This is a genomic window from Nocardia sp. NPDC049526 (assembly GCF_044465765.1).
GTDB lineage: Bacteria > Actinomycetota > Actinomycetes > Mycobacteriales > Mycobacteriaceae > Nocardia.
Map to the genome: position 1 here is coordinate 11,727 of NZ_JBITMA010000016.1, position 17,581 is coordinate 29,307.

A 17,581-nucleotide genomic window follows, 5' to 3' on the forward strand; every position below is an offset into this window, starting at 1 on the left:
CGGTGAGTCATCCGCGGCGGCCAGCTCCGGGACGGACTCAGGAGAAGCGACCCACGCTTCTCCGATACCGACACCGCTCTCTGCCGAGGCCGGGGAGAAGGCAGCCTCGTACGGTGAGACACAACGGCATCCGAGCTGCTAGATGACGCGAAGTCGGCTACTTCCGCACGATACGGGCCCTCTCTGTCCCGCATACTTCACCGCTGGGAACACGGTGGTGGGGCGCATCGAGACCGGCACAGCCCCGTCGCGGGCAATATCAGGAGCCGAGGCGCCGCTCGATCGAAACGCCGACCATCGCCGGAACATAGATCACCAGCACTATCCAGGCCACCCCCGCCGTCACTTCGAAGACGAACGCATTGCCGTCGGTGCGGATGCTGGAAATCTGCCCGAGTATTCCGTAGACCAGCCCAGAGAGCCCCGCGGCGACGAATGCGAGACCGAGCCAGAAGACGGGGAGATCGCGCGCGGACCGATCCACGCGGGCGCGATGGCGCCGGCCGTCGATCGCGCCCAATACCGCTGCGGCCACGACGACGATAGCCAAGGCGAGCCATCGGGCCACCACGCTGAACGGCGTCCAATATGCCACCGTGTACGCCAGACCGGTCCGGGCCAGTACATGCAGCAGAGCCAGCGCCAGCGCGCGTGGCAGGAGAGCTGTGGTAATCGTGCGCCACATCGAGATTCGCCCGTCGACAGCGGCCGCACTGCCGGAGTGCGATACCGAAATATGCTCGGCCATCAGATCGGTTCGAATCCGGAGACCAGCCAGTGGCCGTCGGATTCGGTCAGCTGTACCCGGACCGTACTCGCCATCGCCGACGGCTGCGGGTCCTGAGCGGTGGTGGTGATCTGGTTGACGAATACGAGCACGACGGCGTTCCGGGAATCCGCGGAAACCACTGCCGCACCGACGGACTGTGCGTGGGTATTCACCGACTTCTCCCTAGCGGTCGGGATGACGACATCCTTCGTGTACTTGTCGTAATAGTCTTTGAAGCTGCCGGTCAACTTGGACGACGCCGACGCCAGATCCTTGTCCACCGTCGCCGCTCGGTAGGATAACAGCGCGACCGTGACGTTCTGCGCGATATCCGGTGCGCTGGCCGCGACCGTCGCGGTGTCGCGATCGCTTCGATAGTTGTGGGCGTATTGCGTCGCGGTGAGAGCAACGAGGGCTGCGGCAAAGAAGACGAAAACCAGGCATGCGATCCACAAAGCCCTCGGGCGCGCTTCGCTCGAACTTGTTGCACTGTCGGCACTTACCCGGGTCTCGGCGAGCTTGTCGGCGAAGGAGCGGCCATGTTCGTCCCACAGGGGCCACAACCAGCCGAGCAGCAACGGGACGGTGTCGACGATATGAGCCACCTCTCGCAGCAGCGTTCGCGTGATTCCTGGCGCGGCCACGGTGCCTGCCGCAGTGGTGCGGATGCCGACGACCAGCTTGCCGATCGTCCGGCCCGTCTTTCCCTGGCGGTAGCCGGTATTCCACAGCACGAAGGCAGCGACGGCGACCGCGGCCACGGCGGATCCGATCTGTACGTAAATATTTTGTGGATCATCGAGCACGATGAGACACACTGTGGCCAGTGTCGCGGCCGGGCAGATCAGGTCGATCGCGTAGGCGAGCACCCGGGCCCGCCACGACGCATTCGCGAGTTCGTTCTTACCACGTGTCTCCGCGACCTCAGTCGTACGCTTTTCCTTTTCGGTTCCGGCCGGCTCGATGGCCGCGTCTTCCAGATCGCCGGATCGCGTTGTGCTGGAGTGGTTCTCGAGCTCGACCGTCATGATACCACGTACTCCATCTTCGAGATCTTGAGCCTGTCGCCGTCGGGCGACACGGTCGCCCGGACCCGGAAGGTTCGCGGTTCCTCATGTGCGCCCGCAGAATTCGACACCTTCGAGTGCGCGGTGAGCAGAACCAGGGCGCTTCCGTCGTCGTTCACGTGTTCCAGTCCGGCCCCGGCGATTTCGGCTGTGGTCACGACTTTCGCCTCGCGCACGGCGCCGGCGAAGGGCTGTGCCTGCGGGGCGAACTCCGCGCGCCACTGCCCCGTGGCGCCGTCGAGGATGCGTTGCACATCGTTGTCGGCCGAATCGTAGTGCACGGTAAGGACATTGAGTACTTCTTGCCGCGCCGACTGCACAAACGCGAGACGCCGGTCGCTCGCTGCCTGCGCCGTGCGGTGGTGGTCTGCCAGGTAGCCGCTGCCGACGGCCGCGGCCACCGCCACCAGTGCGGTCACCGCGACAACGGCGGTCAGCAGCCGGACGCGGGGGCGGGGCACCCGAGGCCCCTTGTCCGAGTGGGGCTCGTCCCGCCTCTGCGGAACATGCTCCGGCACGCCCTGACTCACTGGGTCCTCCGACAAGGTGGCGCCGTCCTTCGCATCGCCATCGGATCGGTCCTGCTCCGACGCAACCGCATCCGTCCTGGAGCCGTCCTCGTCGATCGAAACGGCGTCTGCCTCGGCATCGCTCACCCTGCCGGGCTCATCATCGTCTGCCATGTCGACTCCCTTCCTGAGTTGGTGGCGAGGTCGGTCTGCCGATAGGTCCTTCCGTCCACGCCGGTATATGTGCCGTCCGTGCTGTAGGTTGCGGTACTCACCCCCAGACCGGGCGGGCCGTTCGTCCCGGCGCCGGGGCCGGCGTACGCGGACGGGTGGTATTGCGGGTTGTCCACGTAGGCCTGCGACTCACCGATCCACGGGTTGGTGCCCAGTGGGCGGTATGGCTCGTCGCTGTCGCACATCTCGACGGTCGGTGCGCGCTTACCGGGATGTTCGGCACACGGATAGTTCCGCGCTCCGCGCACCGCGTTCTGATCCGACTGCGGCAGTGCGCAATACAGCGGCCGAACGGGTCGGGTCGGCTCGTCCTCGGCGCTGGCATCGCGCCGCTGCGACGCCGGCAGGTAACCCACCGTGCACGGCGGTGGAACGTTCACGCCGAGTTTGAACGACATGAAATCACCGGGGGTACCGTGCCTGTTCGGGTACGCCATGGTGTCCAGGGCGGCGGCTCCGGCCGGCAACAGCACCAGTATCTGTTCCAGCGCAGCGTTGTAGGTGACCGCAACCTGTCCCAGACCGACCATATTGGCCAGCAGCACCGGCAAGGTGGGCTGCAGCTTGTCGAACAGCGCTGTGGCCTGGTCGGCCGCCGCGCGACCATGCACCAGCAGATCCCGCAGCGTCGCATCGCTATCCGCGAGCTGGCCGGTGAGGGTCGCGACATTCCCCGCCCACGCCCTGATCGATGCGTCGGAAGCGACGGTCGCATCGAGCACGGGCCCAGCGTTCTCGATGAGGCTTGTCATCGGGGTGATGTTCTCGCGGCCGTCCTTGCTGAGACCGTATGCCGCATCGAGCAGGCGGGCGATGCTGGGACCGGTGCCGTCGAAACCGCGATAGCTCTCATCGATCAGCTTGTGCAGATTGTCCGACGGCAGCGCGGCGAGGCTGCTGTCGACCGTGTCGAGCAGGGTGCCGATATCCTGCGGCACCGAGGTCCGATCGACCGGTATGCGGCTGCCGTCGCGCAGGTAGGGCGGCGCTGATGTGCGCGGTACGAGGTCGACGTACTGTTCGCCGATAGCGGAGCGACTGTGCACATTCGCGTCCACGTTGTCGGGAATCTTGGTGTCGCTGTCCATACTCAGCGTCGCCACCACGCCGTCGGACGCGGGTTCGATGTCGGTGACCCGCCCCACCGTCTTGCCACGGTAGGTGACATTCGCTGTCTTGTAGAGGTTTCCGTTCGTGGCTAGCTCGATTGTGACCTGGTAGCGGCCGATGCCCAGCAGTGCCGGTATCTGAACGAACTTCAGGCCCATCACGGTGAGGGATACGACGGTGAGGATCGTGAACACCGTCAGCTGAATCCGGACGAATCGCGTGAGTCTCATCATCGGCCTCCGGAGACCGGATCGGTCAGCGGGTTCGGTGTGCCCAAACCCGGCTGCCTGTCTTTGGTACGGCCCAGCGCCGTCTCGAGCGCGGTCAGCTGCCCCTCCACAAATGTGCCCTGCAATAGCGAGTTGTCGATGCGACCGAGGGTCAGATCGATGACCGCACTGAGATTCGCGTAGTCGCCGCGAATCCATTTGTCCAGGTTGCGTTCCGGCCAGGGATAGGTGGCATAGATACCCAGTGACCGGGTCAGGCCCTGGCCCGCATCTCCCAGAGCCCGCAGTGCTGGCTCCAGGTTGCGGAGATTCTGGACCACGTCGTCACGGCTGGCAACCACCACGTCGTTGGCCTTCCGGGAGAAATCGCCGACCGCCGTCACAGCCTGGACGAGCTTGTCACGCTCGGTGTTCAGCACCGCGAGCGCGGGCGGGATCGAATCCAGCGCATGAGACAAGGTCTCGTCCTGGCGGTTCACTGTCCCAGCGAGATGGTCGAGCCCTGCCATCGCCGCGATGATGTCCTGCTTTTGTTCGTCCAAGCCCTGGGTGAAAGTCGACAGCTGGGTGATGAAGTCCCGCACCGTTGTTTCCCGGCCCGACAGGGCGGAGTTCAGTTCTTTGTCGATCTGCTGCAGTCGCCCGATGCCGCCGCCGTTGAGCACTACCGACAGCGCCGAGAGGGTCTGCTCCGTCGTCGGGTACTGTCCGGCCCGCTGCAGCGGGATCACATCGCCGTTGTGCAGCAGTCCGACCGCGGACTCGCCTGGAGGTGGCGACAATTCGATGTGCTGGCTGCCCAACAGGCTCGTCTGACCGACCTTGGCGACCGCGTTCTCCGGCAGCTGGACATCGCCGTTCAAACGGACGGTGACCAGCGCATGCCACTGCTCGAGGTCGATGTGCGTGATCGTCCCGACATTTACGTCCGCCACTCGCACTCGCGAATTCGGTTGAATTCCAGCGACATTCGGCATTTGGATGCGTATCTCGAACGAACCGGCACTCTTCCCCTCGGTCCCGGGCAGCGGCATCGAGTTCACCCCACGCCATGCACCGCATCCCGCGAGCACGATCGCGCAGCTCGCGAGTGCCGCGAGTCGCGCCGGACGAAAGGCCCCGGTCCGTGTCCCGCCGCTCATCGGGGTCCTCCCGGCAGCAGTCCCGCCAGACCAGTCCCGGGCGCGACGACCGCACCGGAGGGAGGCGGGCCGTCCGGGTACGGGTTCAGCGCCGGTTCGCTGTAGTCCACCTGGTTGGGGCGGGCATCCACACCGTCGGCCACGTTGACTCCGACCGGCGGATAATTGAACTTCAGACTTTGCAGCACCGGACCGAGGTATTGCACGCACAACTTCGCCGCCTCGGCGGCGCCCAAGCGGCTCGCGGCCTGCACGGCGCCGCAGATGAACTGCAGCGGGTTCTGCATCTGAGTAACGGCCAGCGCACCGGTGAGAGCCCCCTGAGCCGGGTTGTAGATGTTGTTGAAGTTTCCGAATGCGTTCGGAGCCACGTGCAACAGGTTCTCGATTGCCGGCTTGCTCTGGTTCAGCGTGGTGGTGAGGGTCGTCAAGGCGTCGGCGGCATGCTGTACTCCGTCACGGTTCTGGCCGATAAACGTCTTCAGATCGTTTGCGACACCGTCGAGTTGGACCAATGCGTCGGACAGGTCGTGGTCGGTTGCCGTCAGCAGACCACTCACCGATGCGAGATGGCCGTTGATCTCGACGATCTGCTGATTGCTCGCGGCCAGTGCCGAAACGAAGACTTGGAGGTCGCGCACGATGCTGAACAGGTCATGACGGCCGTTGGACAACGTGGTGAGAGCGTCGGACAACTGGATGATTGTCCGGTGCAGGCGGGCGCCGTTGCCGTCCAATGCCTTCGCACCGGAGTTGACGAATGAACCCAAGGGACCGTTCGGCTCGGTCGAGGTCGGACCGAGGGACGAGGCGAGGCGATCGAGTTGTTTGCGGAAGTCGTCCCATTCCACGGGCACGGCGGTGCGGTCGATCGGAATCACCGCGTTATCCGAGAGCTCCGGGCCCCGCTCGTACGCCGGAGTCAGCTGAATCGCACGCGCGGAGACCAGTGTCGGAGACAGGATGACGGCCTTCGCGGTCGCGGGGATCTTCACCGAGGACTTGTAGTGGAAGGTGACGCGCATCTTGTCGCCATCAGTGCGGATCTCGTCGACCGCGCCGATCTTCAGCCCCAGCAACAAGACATTGTCACCTTCGTACAGGCCATTGGTGTTACTGAAGTAGGCGATGACCGTCGTTCGGGTCAGATACTGGTACACGCGCGCTCCGACCAACGCTACGGCGCAGACCGCGATCACTGCCCCGATGCGGAGTGCGCTGCGCCGCGTTATCGTGACGCGCCGCAGGAGGTTGATCATTGTCATCGCAATCACCTGGCTCCGGGGATCGGAAGCGTGGGTACCGGCGGGAATGTCGGGAACGGCGGGGGCGGTGCCGCGGGCACCGGCAGGCCGGGGGCGGTGTCCTCGGGTGGCACCGTGCCCGGTGGGTGGTTGTATCCGCCGTCGATCTTGTATGTGGGCCCGCCCAGGATCGACGGGTCCACCCCGGCGTCCTTGAAGGCCGCGTCGATGAAGGGCTGCAGAAACTGGCCGGGCAGCAGGTTGACGATGTAGGCCTTGAAAAACGGCCCCGACGCCACCGACTCGCCGAGCGACAGCGCGTACTGGCTCAGCGGAAGCAACGACTGTTGTATCTCGGATCGGCGCTCATCCAACAGGTCGAGGACATTGTCGAACCGATCCAGGACCGGGCCGAACTGCTCCCGGTTTTCGGCTACCAGCTGCCGCAGTTGCTGCGACACCTGGTTCAGGTTGTCGAGCAAGGTTGCGATCGCGGAGCCGCGCGCGTCCAGGCCCGCCAGCAGAGTGTTGCCGTCGACAACCAGCCGGTTCAACTGGTCGCTGCGCTTGGCCAGCACCTGCGTGACTCCCGAGGCGTGCGAGAGTAGATCGCTCAGCATCCGATCGCGGCTGTCGACCGACTCCGACAGGCGCGCAACGCCATCCAGCGCGCCGGCTAGATCCGGCTGCACCGCGTCGAGGCTCGAGCTCAGCACATGCAATGCCTGGGTAAGCTGGTCGGTCTTCAGCCCGCTGATCGACGTCGTGAGATCCCCGAGCGTGTCGGGCAGGACATAGGGAGTGGAGGTGTGCTCCAGACCGATCACCGAATCGGGGCGCAGCGCCGCGCTGCCCCGTGGGCGCAGTTCCATCATCTTGGAACCCAGCACTGTCTTGGTCTTGATGGCCGCCTCGGTCTGGTCGCCGAGCCGGACGCCGTTCGCGGTGAACCGGACCAGGATCTTGTTACCGCTCAGGTTCAGGTTCGTCACCTGCCCGACCGTGACGCCGGCAACCTGGACCGGGGCGCCGGCCCGCAGCCCGGCAGCCTCCGCGAAATACGCCTCGTATTCTCGATGTGCGGCCAGGTAGGGGATGCGGTCGTAATTCTGCGCGCTCAGCACGCCCGCGATCACGAGAACGGCGCCGATCAGGCCCGCGCGGAACGAGTTGGATTCCAGCATTCCGTTCATTTCGGTGGAGTACATCTTCCTGCGCGTTGGCCGACAACATTGATATACACCGGGTCGCCCTTGGGGCCGTTGACCTTCAACGTCGCATCGCACAGATAGAACGAGAAGAAGTCGCCATAGAGACCCAATCGGCTCAGGCGTTGATATCTGTCCGGCAATTGCGACAGCAGATTGTCCACATAGCTCCGGTCGTTGTCGATATTCGTGCTGACCCGACCTAATTCAGCAACATCGGACCGGATCGTCCCGTGCGTAGCGTCCAGCAATAGAGCGACTGAACTCGATACATCGTTGATATGTGTCAATGCAGCGCCGATCGGCTCGGTCTGCGCGGAGATTCCGCTGACCACTTTCTGCAGATTGTCGATCATCGAATCGAACTGACCGTTCTTGTCGTCGATCGTGCCGAGCAGGGAATTCAGGTTGCCGATGACGCTGCCGATCAAGGCGTCGCGGTCGGCCAGAGCCGAGGTAAGGCTCGCCGTGTGGGCCAGGAAATTCGAGATGTCCGCATTCTGACCTTGCAGGACCGCGATCAGTTCACTGGACAATTGGTTGACCTGGTCCGGGTCCAGCGCCTTGAACAAAGGCCTGAATCCGCCGATGAGCGCGTCGATATCCAGTGCCGGAGCCGTCTTGTCCACTCCGATCGTCGCGCCGTTCGGCAGCGGCCGAGACGACCCCGCCCCTTGCGTCAGCTCCAAATACCGGTCGCCGACGAGGTTTTCGTAGCGCACCACCGCATGGGTACCGCCGGTGAGCGCCACATTCTTGGCGACCGAGAAGGTGACCAGCGCCTTCGAGTCGTCGATGACCGAAACACTGTGCACACGTCCAGCCTCGACTCCCGCGATTCGCACGAACTGACCCGCTCGCAAACTCGAGACATCGTTGAAAATGGCACGGTAATCGGTCTCCCGATCGAACCTCAAATTTCCGAAGACCGTAACGATGGCGAACAGGAAGAAACTCATCGTAGCGATGAATACCGCGAACTTCACGGCCGGGCCGGTGATTCGCATCAGCGACCACCCCCAGGCAATGTGAATCCGAACATGAATTCGACGATTGTGGGATCCGCAGGGCGCGGATGATCGGTTCCCGGACCGTGCAATGGCGCTCCGTTGTCTATTCTCAGATAGGGTGCCGGATACGTATCCCAGGTGACCGGTGGATAACACCCCGGCGTACCATGCGGTCCCCCCTTGCCTGCCACCACGGGCAGATTCTGAGGATATTTATACGGATCGTCACCCATCAGCAGACCGGCATCCAGCCGCACGGAATAGTTCGTGACGTCGATCGTCTCGGCCATATTCTCCGCGTCCATCGCTCCGAGGTGCAACATGCAGACGAACTCGGGGCTGTATTTGCTCAACAGCGCAGTCGTAGGCGTCAGCAGCCGGAACGTGTCGATGATTCCGCTGCCGTTGTCACCGAATACCGTGCTACCGCTGCGCCCCAGAGCCGCCGCCGAGTCGAGCACCCCGTCCAGATCGTCGCGACGGGCGACGACCGTATCCGAGGTCACCGACGCGTCTCGGAGAATCGTCGTCAGATTCACGCCCGCATCGCCCAGATTGGTTGCCGCATCGGCCGTTCCGCGCAAATCGGCCCGCAGCGCAGGCAGCTGCGGATTGAGCGCTACCAGCAACGCATCCGCATCGGTGAGAGTTCGGCCGAGCTGCGCTCCCCTGCCGCTCAGCCCCTCATCCAACGCCGCCAGCGTCGCGCTGAGCTTGTCGGGCTCGATCTGATTCATCACGTCGGTGAGGTTCTGGAATACAGTGTTGACCTCGGTGGATACGTTGCGCGCGGGTATCGCCGCGCCGGCGCTCAGGTGCGACCGCGCCGGGCTCTCTGGCACAACGAGCTCGATGTATTTCGAGCCGAAGACTGTGGTCGGCTTGATGTCCGCCGCGACGTTCGCGGGAATCAGCGTCACCTTGTCGGGCTCGAGCTCGATATTCACCGTCGACTTCCCCGCTGCGAGGGAAACTGATTCCACGGTTCCCACTTGGACGCCGTGCAACTTGACCTTGGATCCGGGTTCCATGACCAGACCGGACCGGTCGGAGACCACATGCGCATGGACAACCGAGTGAAACGCACCGCGGAACGACGCCAGGCACAGCCAGACGACACCGACCATCGCCGCCAGCAACAGGATGCCGGCGCGCAGCACGGGCGGCTTCTTGTACCTCCCCTGGCCCGAATTTCGCATAAATCCCACAGAAATCGTCCTCATCCCGCCAAGTCGAAGTTTCCGGACGTTCCGTAGACAGCCAGTGACACGAGCAGAGTTACCGACACCACGGCGATCAGCGAGGCTCGTACAGCACGGCCGACCGCGAATCCGACTCCCGATGGACCGCCCGAAGCGTGATAGCCGTAGAAGCAGTGGATCAGCATGACGGATATCGACATCACGATCGCCTGCAGAAACGAGAACATCAGATCGGCCGGTCGCAGGAACGTATAGAAGTAGTGGTTGTAGACGCCGGCCGACTGGCCGGCGATATAGGTCGTGTACAGCTGCGCGGAGAGAAACGACATCAGCACCGCCATCGAGTAGACCGGGATGATCACGATCAGGCCGCCGATGACTCGGGTGGACACGACGTAGGCGATGGATCGGATCGCCATGACCTCCATCGCGTCGATCTCCTCGTTGATGCGCATCGCTCCGATGCGGGCGGTCGCGCCCGCACCGATGGTGGCCGCCAACGCGATTCCGGAGGTGACCGGTGCGGCGATCCGCACGTTGATGAACGCCGCGAAGAATCCGGTCAACGCTTCGACACCGATATTGCTGAGGGACGCGAAGCCCTGGATGGCCAGGAGCGCGCCGGCCGAGAGCGTCATGAAGGACACGATCACCACCGTGCCGCCGATGATCGCCAACGCACCTGTGCCCATACCCATTTCGGCGACGATGCGCAATGTCTCCTTGCGATAGGCGGATAAAGCATGCCCCATCTCACGGAAAGCGCGGAAGTAGAAGACGCCGTGTTCGCCGACGAGACGAACACTGCGTCCGAGACCGGACAATCGACGAAAATGTTTCGGATACCGACTGCGTACGACGGCAAGATTCGACATGGCGCTATCGCACCGTCGCTTTCACGCCGATGGCGGTGACGACGACGTTCACCGCGAACAGGGCCATGAACGCGTAGACGACGGTTTCGTTGACCGCATCGCCCACCCCCTTCGGACCACCCTTCACATGTAATCCCATGTAGCAGGCCACCAGTGAGGCCACCAGTCCGAACAGCCCCGCCTTGATCTCGGAGATGACGACCTCGGGAACACCGGTGACGAAGGTGAGACTGGCCACGTAGGACCCGGGCGTCACGCTCTGAACGAAAACCGAAAACAGGAAGCCACCGACGAGTCCGACTGTCACGACCAATGCGTTCAACAGCACCGCTACCAGCGTCGAGGCGTAGACACGGGGCACAACCAACCGCTGGATCGGATCGATTCCGAGCACCCGGATCGCGTCGATTTCCTCCCGGATGGTTCGCGAGCCGAGATCTGCGCAAATCGCGGTAGCGCCGGCACCGGCGACGATGAGCACCGTCACGAGTGGACCGACCTGTGTCACCACTCCCAGCCCGGCGCCCGCGCCCGACAAATCCTGCGCGCCGAATTCGACCAGCAGGATGTTCAACGTGAAGATCACCAGAACCGTAAAGGGCAGCGCGACAAGCAAGGTCGGCAACAGCGCGACACGGACCAAGAACCAGCCCTGCTCGAAGAACTCGGCCCACTGAAACGGCCGGCGTACGGCAAAACGCGCGGTCGTCGCGCACATGTGGAAAAAGTCTCCGACGGCACGCACAGGGGTATCGAGCGGAAGCCGCACTTTCCCTCCTTGTTACTCAAATGTGCGCTCTGTCACACAATCGGCGTTCATCTTGGCAGATTATTTAACTGATTGCAATAGCCATGCTACTCAACAGCATTCGGTCACTCGACCAGCAGTCGAGCCGAGGCCCGATCGACCGGATCACGCCAGGCTCGGAGCGCATCTCACCGAAGAGGCTGTCCCACAGAATATTTAGGATAGTTTCTCGGTTTAACTTCGCGCTCCCTAGAACTCGTCGGTCAGAGTCTGGACCATTCATCTGAACCACCGTCCACCTTTGCGCGGTTCCAGCACATCCATCGCTACCCAAGCCGACGGCACCCCCACCTCCAGGCGAACGAAACTTATAGATATATGATCAGTCGGATTCAGCTCGATTTTAGGTATTCTCGCTGCGGCCGGATGCGGCGTGACCGAACACCCGGACGTGGTTCCGCACAGCGTCAGGATTCTGCCGATCGGGAGACTGCATTTTCGAGCCGGAAGCGTTTCTCTTGCAAGGATTTTCACGTAGCGATGACAGCTGGGAGAGCATATGACATTCGATTTGGTCAGCCCCATCGAACAATTCGTCACCGTCCTCGCGTATCTGCTTCTGCGAGGCCAACTTCCACCGACTCCATGAGGCGCCCACATGCGGACCCCGCATGGAACCGATCCGAATGCGGCCGGTTGTTCGGACGAGCCCGCTCCGACGCAAAGGAGGGCCCGCATATCGCGGACCCTCCTCCAAGGCCGAGACTGTAACTACTCGGCGCCCGAAGTGTGCGCCGGTCCCCTGTCCTGCTTGCCTACGGCCGGAGCCACACCGGCGCGAATCATGTGTTGGGCTGCCCGCCAACCGAAGACGAATGACGCTCCGATGCTGGCACCCGCGCCGGGATAGGTCCGGCCCATGACCGAGGCCGTGCAATTGCCGGTGGCGTAGAGACCGTCGATCACCGTGCCGTCGGCGCGCAGGACTCGCGCGTCCGCGTCGGTGACCAGTCCGCCGCAGGTGCCCACGTCGCCCGGATACAGCGCCACGGCATAGTACGGCGGCCGGTCCACCGGCGCGACACAGGGATTCGGCCGCACCCGCGGATCGCCGTAGTACCGATCGTAGGCGCGTTCTCCCTTGGCGAAGTCGGGATCCTTACCGTGCACAGCGGCGGTGTTGTACCGCTCGAGAGTCTTCTCCAGCGCGGCCTCCTCGATGCCACACCGGTCGGCCAGTTCGGCGATCGAACCCGCCTTGATCATGTAACCGCTCGAAATCCATTGCCGCGGCGTCCATCCGCCCGGCGCCATGCCCCACATGTAGCGACGCCGGTTGCGGCTGTCCATGATCCACCAGCTCGGTATCGCCGGTGCGACAGCGTTGCGCTCATACATCGCCTGACCGACCTCCATGTAAGAGGCGGCCTCGTTGACGTACCGCTCGCCCGTGCCGTCGACCATGATCGCGTGTGGCTTGGACCGCTCGAAAACCGCGTACAGCGGCGACTGGTCGGGCTGGACCGAGGAGGGAATCCACCACGCCTCTTCCATCAGGTCGGTCGCCGCGCCGAGATCCATCGCCGCCTGCAGCATTTCTCCGGTGTCGCCCGGATTGGCGACCGTCCACCCGGTCGAGGTGGGGCTGCGGCCGTACTTCTCACGCATCTCCGCGTTGTGCGAGAACCCACCGGAATTGATCAGCACACCGTCGCGCGCCTGGATCCGGATCGTGCGGCCGTCGCGGACGGCGCACACGCCGACGACGACGCCGTTCTCCTCGATCAGTTCGGTGACTCGGGTCGAAGTCCAGATCGGAACGTCGGCACGAGCCGCCGCGAGCAACATCCAGCCCTGCAACGCCGCGCCGGACCCGCGGACCGATCGGCGGCGCAAGGCCGCCGCGACGAGCCGCGCCCCGACCTTGCCTATCGTCAGAGCCGATCGCCACGTCCGCACGCCGCGTGTCATCGCGGCCACCTCGGCCGTATATATCGGAATCGCGGGCAGGGTCTCGCTGATCCGGAAACGCTTCTGCCACGGGCCCAGTTGTTTCGTATCGAACAGTTCGGTTTCCAGCGATCGCCCGCGCGCCTTGCCGCCCGGCCGTTCGTCGTAGTAGTCGGAATAGCCTTCGCAGTGCCGAAACGGAATGCCTTGCTGCTCAAGGAATTCCACCATCGGCCCGATGGCGTCGAGAAATGCCGTCACCCGCTCGGGCGAGGCCGAGGGGGTGTCCCGGCCGACAACCGCATCGAAGTATCGCAGCGCGTCCGACCTGCTGTCCTCGACGCCGGCGCGGGCCGAGACCGGGTTGTCCGGCAACCACAGCACTCCCCCGGACATCGCGGTGGATCCCCCGACCACATCGGTCTTCTCGATGACAAGGACCTGCCGGCCGGCCGCGGCGGCGGCGAGAGCGCCGCACAGCGCGCCCCCGCCACTGCCGACCATCAGGCAATCGGTGACGGCGTCCCATTCGGCGGTCATGACTCGCCTACGATCTCGGCGACCAGGGTGCCCACCGGATACGTCTGCTCGACCACGCCGATCAGCCTGATCTTTCCCGAGACGGGCGATTCGATCTCCTGCTCCACCTTGTCGGTGGCCGCGATATAGATCGGCGAACCGGCCTCGACCCGGTCGCCGTCGGAGACCAGCCACGCCGACAGGGTCGCTTCGTCCACGGCCATACCGAGTTTCGGAATCTTGATCTTGTGAACGAGCGGCATCACATCACCTCGCGGATCGCCGCTTCGATGCGGGCGTCGCTGTACATGAATTCCTGTTCCAGCACCCGAGCGAAAGGCACCGGGCAGTTTCGGGATCCCACCCGGACCACCGGTGTGCGCGTGTCACCGCGCAGTTCCTCCGCGATCATCGCCGAGATCTCGGCGCCCACCCCGAAGCGCGTCACCGCCTCGTGCACCACGACCGCGCGCCCGGTCCGCCCCACCGACGCGAGCACAGTGTCCTTGTCCAGGGGGGAAATCGTCCGTAGATCGATGACCTCGACACCAATGCCTTCGCCGGCCAGGCGTTCCGCGAGCGCGAGTACCTGGGCCACCGGCCTGCCGTAGCTGATGACGGTGACGTCGTTGCCCGGACGCGCGATGTTGGCCTTTCCCAGCGGAATTCGCAGGCCGGGCTCGGGCGCGGGACCCTTGTCCCAATAGGTCGGCATCGTCTCCAGGAAGATGCACGGGTCGTCGTCGAAGATGCACGACAGCAGCAGACCCTTGACCTCGGCCGGGGTCGACCCGGTGACGACCTTGAGGCCGGGAACGTGCGCCAGCCATGCCTCGGGCATATCGGAATGCTGTCCGCCCGAACCCATTCCGGCGCCGCTCATGGTGCGGATCGTCAACGGCACACCTGTCTGCCCGCCCGACATGAAGCGAATCTTGGCGGCGTGGTTGACGATCTGGTCCATCGCGACCGCCAGGAAATTCGCCAGCATGATCTCCGCAACCGGGCGCATACCCGCCAGCGCCGCGCCGACCGCCGCACCGGCGATCGCCTGTTCACTGATGGGCGTACTGCGAACCCGGTGTGCCCCATGCTTTGTCGACAGCCCTGCGGTCACCTTCGCCACACCGCCCCCCTCGCGGTCGGCGATGTCCTCGCCCAGCAGGAATACCGATTCGTCGGTGGCGAGGGCCTCATCCATCGCCATATTGGACGCCTGCGCGAAGGTGATGGTTCCCGCGCTCATACCGTGACCTCCTGGGCATACACATCGCGGCCGAGCTCATCCACATCGGGATAATCACCGGCCCTGGCGAATTCGATCGCGTCCTCGACCTCGCGCCGCGCGTCCGCATCGATCGCGGCGAGCCGCGCCTCGTCGGCGGCACCGGAATCGATCAACCGGGCACGCAGACCCGGAACCGGATCCGCGGCCAGACGCCGCGCGTAGATCTCCTCATCGATATAGCTGCTGTCATCGCCGAAGAAGTGACCCATGAAGCGGAAGGTCTTCGCCTCGAGCAGGGTCGGGCCTTCGCCGGCTCGCGCGGCTGTCACGGCACGCGTTGCCGCGGTGAACATTTCGGCGGGGTCATCGCCGTTCACCGTCACCCCGGGCATGCCGTAGCCGGCCGCTCGATCCGCGACATTCGCGCAACTGGTGCCGTTGGCGTAGGTGGTGTGCTCGGCGTAACCGTTGTTCTGGCACAGGAACACCACCGGCAGCTTCCACACCGAGGCCAGGTTCAACGCCTCGTGGAATGCGCCGATATTGCTGGCCCCGTCGCCGAAATTCGCCACAACCGCGCGATCTTCGCCGCGCAGTTGCGCGGCCAGGGCCAGGCCGTTCGCGATGGGAAGGCCGCTGCCGACGACACCGGTGGTCAACATGACCCCGGACTCGGGATGCGTGACGTGCATGGGGCCGCCTTTGCCCTTGCACGATCCCGTCACCTTGCCGAAGTACTCCGCCAGCAACAATCGCAGCGGTACGCCCTTGGCGATCTGATCGTGCAGGCCGCGATAGGTCGTGACGACGTAATCCGTCGGGCGCAGCGACACTGCGGTCGCAGCGGCGACGATCTCCTGGCCGCGCGGGGAGTAGTAGGACAGGGCGATCTCACCAGACATGAGCAGTGAACGGATGCGTTCGTCGGTGTGGTGGATGCGCTCGGCGATTCGGTAGATCTCGACCAGGAGTTCGGAAGATATCGCGGCGGACACCGCGGTCTGCGTGGTTGGGGCTGGTGTCGTCATCGAATGTCGTCTCCGGTGGTATCCGTGCCGAGATAGCGGTGCAAGTTGCGGTGGAAGTTCGAAATGGGCTTCTCCTGAATCGGATTCGTGCGCGAACCGGCAAAGCCCCGGGACTTCATGCCCTGCTGTACCTGATGCAGGTTCTGGAAATCCTGGGGAAGGATTCCGCCCCAGTCGTCGTGGTCTCGCCAGTCGGTGAAGAACTGGCGTTCCAGCGGCGGCTCCTGCCCCTCGGGATAGCGCCCCAGTGACCACACGTCGAAGATGCAGGAATCAGGATCGTCACCGTTGGGGCGGGCACGGTACCAGAGCGCGGCGTCCATGTAGGGCAGCACGATCAAGTTCGGGAACATGTGCCAGTCGACTCCCGCCCGCACGATGTTCTCGAAGCTCAGACCGTCCGGCCAGCCCGCACCGTCGCCGACGGCGGCTTCGCGCTGAAACATCATCAGTTTCATCAGGACAGTGGTGGGCTCTTCGTCCTCGGGCACCTCCGTCAGCAGGCGTTTGGCCGCTTCGAAGTCCCGCGCGCTGTAGATGGCGCGCAGGTCCTTCTCCATCATCTCCAGGAAGCCGAACAGTCCGTGCCGGAGGTCCTTGGGCACTTCACCGCCCAACCGCTTGGACGGGAAGCCCAACGGCCGATTGTCCGGTGGATAGGTGAACATCGAGTGCTTTCCGAAAGCCTCGCTCACCGTCCAGTCGTCGGAGAACCGCAGTATCTGAGGATGTGTCGCCTGGACGTGGTAGCCCTCGTTGAACGCCTCCAGGGCAACCTTCCAATTGCAGGGCAGAATCACGGACTTGTACCAGCGGTACCGCATCTTCTCGAACTCGTAGCCGTCGAAGATCTCGGGCACAGGTGCCAGATAGTCGCGCAGCGGCTCGGGATCAGCTGCCATGCAGACGAATACGAACCCGCCCCAGGTGTCGACTGCGACGGACTTCAGCCGGATCTCCGGATCCTGCAGGACCCCGTTGTAGTCGTCCCGGTCGACGACTTCCTTGGGATTGCCATCGAGATCCCACCGCCACCCGTGGTACCGGCAGTAGAAGTTCTTGGCGTTGCCACACCCTTCGGTGAGTCGGCGTCCGCGGTGCTGGCACACGTTGTAGTACGCCGCGAGGTCGGTTTCGCTGACCCTGCTGACGATGATCGACTCGTCCGCGATGTCGTAGGTGACGAAATCGCCGGGGTGCGGAATCTCCTCCAGTCGGCATGCGACCTGCCAAACCTCCGGCCACAGTCTCTGTTTTTCCAGTTGGACGAATTCCGGTGCGTAGTACGGGGCTTTCGGCACGAAGTCGTCGCGCACACGCTCGTCGAAAGTCCGGGCTCGATCGGAGGTGTCGGGCTGCGCGGGCAGCTCTGTCAGATCAGTCACTATCAGCCTCCTATGTGTTCTAGGCCACTTCATTAGATAGTGATTACTGTATATAGATCTCCGGTAAGGTCTGTCAACGGCTGAATGAAGATCCTCCGACCGGGAAGGCGGGGCGAAGTGGCG

Annotated in this window: 16 protein-coding genes; all 16 read right to left on the bottom strand. The window is 63.9% G+C overall.

The window, feature by feature from the left end; all coding sequences use genetic code 11:
* Positions 1-259 precede the first annotated feature (259 nt).
* The 16 genes from ACIBW7_RS35945 to ACIBW7_RS36020 all read right to left on the bottom strand — a co-directional run bounded on the left by ACIBW7_RS35945 (position 260) and on the right by ACIBW7_RS36020 (position 17,458).
* Positions 260-748: a hypothetical protein gene (locus ACIBW7_RS35945; protein ID WP_397054321.1), complete on the bottom strand. Its 489-nt coding sequence runs from the start codon at positions 746-748 to the stop codon at positions 260-262.
* Positions 748-1,797 (bottom strand): RDD family protein, encoded by a 1,050-nt coding sequence (locus tag ACIBW7_RS35950; protein ID WP_397054323.1) that lies wholly within the window; start codon positions 1,795-1,797, stop codon positions 748-750. Before ACIBW7_RS35950 ends, ACIBW7_RS35945 begins: the two co-directional genes overlap by 1 nt.
* The gene (locus ACIBW7_RS35955; RefSeq protein ID WP_397054325.1) at positions 1,794-2,519 is read right to left on the bottom strand and encodes a hypothetical protein; all 726 of its coding nucleotides are present in this window, start codon (positions 2,517-2,519) and stop codon (positions 1,794-1,796) included. Before ACIBW7_RS35955 ends, ACIBW7_RS35950 begins: the two co-directional genes overlap by 4 nt.
* Positions 2,489-3,919 carry an MCE family protein gene (locus ACIBW7_RS35960; RefSeq protein ID WP_397054327.1) on the bottom strand — a complete coding sequence of 477 codons (1,431 nt, stop codon included), beginning with the start codon at positions 3,917-3,919 and terminating at the stop codon, positions 2,489-2,491. Before ACIBW7_RS35960 ends, ACIBW7_RS35955 begins: the two co-directional genes overlap by 31 nt.
* Complete coding sequence (locus tag ACIBW7_RS35965) at positions 3,919-5,061, bottom strand: MCE family protein (RefSeq protein ID WP_397054329.1); 1,143 nt, start codon at positions 5,059-5,061, stop codon at positions 3,919-3,921. The genes ACIBW7_RS35960 and ACIBW7_RS35965 overlap by 1 nt, the downstream gene beginning before the upstream one ends.
* Positions 5,058-6,326 (bottom strand): MCE family protein, encoded by a 1,269-nt coding sequence (locus ACIBW7_RS35970; RefSeq protein ID WP_397054331.1) that lies wholly within the window; start codon positions 6,324-6,326, stop codon positions 5,058-5,060. Before ACIBW7_RS35970 ends, ACIBW7_RS35965 begins: the two co-directional genes overlap by 4 nt.
* Positions 6,327-6,331: 5 nt before the next feature.
* Entirely contained in the window at positions 6,332-7,498 is a 1,167-nt protein-coding gene (locus ACIBW7_RS35975; RefSeq protein ID WP_397054333.1) for an MCE family protein, read from the bottom strand.
* Positions 7,495-8,520 (bottom strand): MCE family protein, encoded by a 1,026-nt coding sequence (locus tag ACIBW7_RS35980; RefSeq protein ID WP_397054335.1) that lies wholly within the window; start codon positions 8,518-8,520, stop codon positions 7,495-7,497. Before ACIBW7_RS35980 ends, ACIBW7_RS35975 begins: the two co-directional genes overlap by 4 nt.
* Positions 8,520-9,722, bottom strand: coding sequence for an MCE family protein (locus ACIBW7_RS35985; RefSeq protein WP_397054593.1), 1,203 nt, complete (start codon positions 9,720-9,722; stop codon positions 8,520-8,522). The genes ACIBW7_RS35980 and ACIBW7_RS35985 overlap by 1 nt, the downstream gene beginning before the upstream one ends.
* Before the next feature lie 20 nt (positions 9,723-9,742).
* Positions 9,743-10,600: an ABC transporter permease gene (locus tag ACIBW7_RS35990; protein WP_397054337.1), complete on the bottom strand. Its 858-nt coding sequence runs from the start codon at positions 10,598-10,600 to the stop codon at positions 9,743-9,745.
* A 4-nt stretch (positions 10,601-10,604) separates the two neighbouring features.
* On the bottom strand, positions 10,605-11,318 hold the full coding sequence (locus ACIBW7_RS35995) for an MlaE family ABC transporter permease (protein ID WP_397054595.1): 714 nt from the start codon (positions 11,316-11,318) through the stop codon (positions 10,605-10,607).
* A gap of 801 nt (positions 11,319-12,119) precedes the next feature.
* A complete protein-coding gene (locus ACIBW7_RS36000; protein ID WP_397054339.1) occupies positions 12,120-13,838 on the bottom strand; it encodes an FAD-binding protein in 1,719 nt (572 codons plus the stop codon).
* Positions 13,835-14,080 carry a biotin/lipoyl-containing protein gene (locus ACIBW7_RS36005; protein ID WP_397054341.1) on the bottom strand — a complete coding sequence of 82 codons (246 nt, stop codon included), beginning with the start codon at positions 14,078-14,080 and terminating at the stop codon, positions 13,835-13,837. Before ACIBW7_RS36005 ends, ACIBW7_RS36000 begins: the two co-directional genes overlap by 4 nt.
* On the bottom strand, positions 14,080-15,063 hold the full coding sequence (locus ACIBW7_RS36010; protein ID WP_397054343.1) for an alpha-ketoacid dehydrogenase subunit beta: 984 nt from the start codon (positions 15,061-15,063) through the stop codon (positions 14,080-14,082). Before ACIBW7_RS36010 ends, ACIBW7_RS36005 begins: the two co-directional genes overlap by 1 nt.
* On the bottom strand, positions 15,060-16,073 hold the full coding sequence (locus ACIBW7_RS36015) for a thiamine pyrophosphate-dependent dehydrogenase E1 component subunit alpha (protein ID WP_397054345.1): 1,014 nt from the start codon (positions 16,071-16,073) through the stop codon (positions 15,060-15,062). Before ACIBW7_RS36015 ends, ACIBW7_RS36010 begins: the two co-directional genes overlap by 4 nt.
* Positions 16,070-17,458, bottom strand: a complete 1,389-nt coding sequence (locus tag ACIBW7_RS36020; protein ID WP_397054347.1) for an SRPBCC family protein — start codon at positions 17,456-17,458, stop codon at positions 16,070-16,072. Before ACIBW7_RS36020 ends, ACIBW7_RS36015 begins: the two co-directional genes overlap by 4 nt.
* Positions 17,459-17,581: the final 123 nt, after the last annotated feature.